The following is a 2,744-nucleotide window of genomic DNA, read 5'->3' on the forward strand; positions in this document are numbered from 1 at the left end:
GGGAAGCGGTCGTGGTGGTGCGAGAGGACGCAGGAGGGGAGAAAGCCCTGTGCGCGTACTACACGGCGGCGGATGAGCGGAAGGCAAGCGAGCTGAGAGCAGCGTTGTCGCAGGAGCTGCCGGGGTATATGATCCCGTCGTACTTTGTGCAGCTGGAGAGGCTGCCGCTCACCGCGAACGGCAAAATCGACCGCAAGGCGCTGCCGGCGCCGGAAGGCGGGCAGAGTGGTGTGGAGTATGTCGCGCCACGGACAGCGCTGGAGGCGAAGCTAGTAGGCATCTGGCAGGAGGTACTGGGGGCTGAGCAGGTCGGCGTTCGAGACAACTTCTTTGATCTCGGGGGCCACTCCTTGCGGGCGACTACGCTGGTCAGCAAGATCCACAAGGAGCTAAACGTGGATCTGCCGCTGCGGGACGTGTTCCGCCACGCTACGGTCGAGGAAATGGCCGGAGCAATCAACCGGATGGAGCAGCGGCAATATGCCTCCATTCCGGTGGCTAGGGATCAGGAGTATTATCCTTTATCCTCCACGCAGAAACGGATGTACATTTTGCACCAGATGGAAGAAGCCGAGCAAAGCTACAACATGCCGGGAGCGATGCTGCTCGAAGGGGCACTCGACCGGGAATGGTTCGAAGCGGCGTTCCGTGCTCTGATTGCGCGTCATGAATCGCTGCGCACCGGGTTTGAGCTGGTAGACGGCGAGCCGGTACAGCGGATATACCCGCAGGTGGATTTTGCGGTGGAGTACAAGCAGGTCGCTAACGAACGGGAAGCCGACGAGCTCGTGTGCGAATTTGTTCGGTCGTTTGACCTTACGAAGCCTCCGCTGCTGCGGGTCGGATTGATTGAGCTGGAGCAGAACCGCCACATTCTGCTGTTCGACATGCATCATATTATCTCGGATGGCGTGTCGATGGAGATATTGGTGGCGGAGTTTGTCCGCTTGTACGGCGGGGAAGAACTGTCGCCTCTGCTCATTCAGTACAAGGATTATGCCGTGTGGCAGCAGTCCGAGTCGCAGAAGGATAGGATGAAGCGGCAGGAGGCGTACTGGCTGGAGCAGTTCAGCGGGGAGCTTCCGGTGCTCGAGATGCCGACGGATTTCGCTCGTCCTGTATTCCGCAGCTTCAAAGGAGACACGTACGAGTTCGTGATCGACGCGCGGAAGAGTGCGGCCTTGCGGCAGCTTGCCGCTGAATCGGGGGCCACGTTGTATATGGTGCTTCTAGCCCTTTATACCACACTGCTTCATAAATATTCCGGCCAAGAAGACATCATCGTAGGCTCGCCAATTGCAGGCAGAAGTCACGGCGATTTGGAGCCGCTGATCGGGATGTTTGTCAACACGCTGGCGATTCGCAGCTATCCGTTAGGGGAGAAATCATTCCGCTCCTTCCTGAAGGAAATACAAGAAACGACCATGCAGGCCTATGAAAACCAGGATTACCCGTTCGAGGAACTGGTGGAAAAAGTACGGGTGTCTCGCGACGTAAGCCGCAATCCGCTCTTTGACACGCTTCTGGTCATGCAAAACGTGGAAGAAGGGGAATTTGCTATCAACGGGCTGCGCTTGGCACCTTTCGCGAACGAACGGTCTATAGCGAAGTTTGATCTGACGCTGGAAATCGCAGAGGATGCCGACAAGCTGGCATGCGGCATCGAATACACGACGGCGTTATACACGAGGGAAACGGCGGAACGGTTGGCGAAGCACTTCGACCGGTTGATTGAGACCGTCATCCAGACCCCGTCGGCGACCCTTGAAACGCTGGATATGATGACATCGGAAGAGAGGATTCAATTGCTTACCGTATTCAACGATACGGATGCGGATTACCCGAGAGAGAAGACGATTCACGTGTTGTTCGAGGAGCAGGCGGAGCGGCATCCGGAAGCAGTCGCGGTCGAGTACGAGGACGAGCGGCTGACGTACCGCGAGCTGAATGAGCGGGCGAATCGTCTGGCACGTACTCTGCGGAACCAAGGCGTAGGGGCGGATCAGCTGGTGGGCATTATGGCTGAACGTTCCCCTTCCATGGTGATCGGGATTCTCGCGATTCTGAAGGCGGGTGGGGCGTATGTGCCGATCGATCCGGAGTATCCGGAGGAGCGCATCCGCTACATGCTGGACGATTCGGGAGCCGGAGTGCTGCTGCTGCAAGCGCATTTGCGGGACAAAGCGACCTTTGCGGGCGTCTGCCTGCTTCTGGATGACGAGCAGACCTACGCAGCGGACAGCGCGAGCCTCGTCTCGGTTAACCAGCCGAACGATCTGGCCTATGTGATCTATACCTCGGGAACGACGGGCAAGCCGAAAGGCACCTTGATCGCGCACAAGAACGTCGTCCGACTGCTGTTCAACAGCAAGAACCTGTTCGACTTCGGCTCATCCGATACGTGGACGTTGTTCCACTCGTTCTGCTTCGACTTCTCGGTGTGGGAAATGTACGGGGCGCTGCTGTACGGGGGCAAGCTGGTGATTGTGCCGCCGATGACGGCGAAACAGCCGGCACAGTTCCTGCAGCTGCTGAAGGAGCGTGGGGTCACGATCCTGAACCAGACGCCGACGTATTTCTACCAGCTGCTTCGCGAAGCGCTGGCGGAGAGCGGGCAGACGCTAAGTCTTCGAAAGGTCATCTTCGGAGGAGAGGCGCTGGCGCCGCAGCAGTTAAAGGACTGGAGGAAGCGTTACCCGGCTACGCAGTTGATCAATATGTACGGGATCACAGAAACGACGGTA

Annotated in this window: 1 protein-coding gene; it reads left to right on the forward strand. The window is 58.0% G+C overall.

Translation table 11 applies throughout. The features are described from left to right. Positions 1 to 2,744, forward strand: a 2,744-nt coding sequence (locus WH37_RS32960) for a condensation domain-containing protein (protein ID WP_046234911.1), incomplete at both ends; no start/stop codon positions are given.

It is taken from the genome of Paenibacillus algorifonticola (genome assembly GCF_000971975.1).
Lineage (GTDB): Bacteria > Bacillota > Bacilli > Paenibacillales > Paenibacillaceae > Pristimantibacillus > Pristimantibacillus algorifonticola.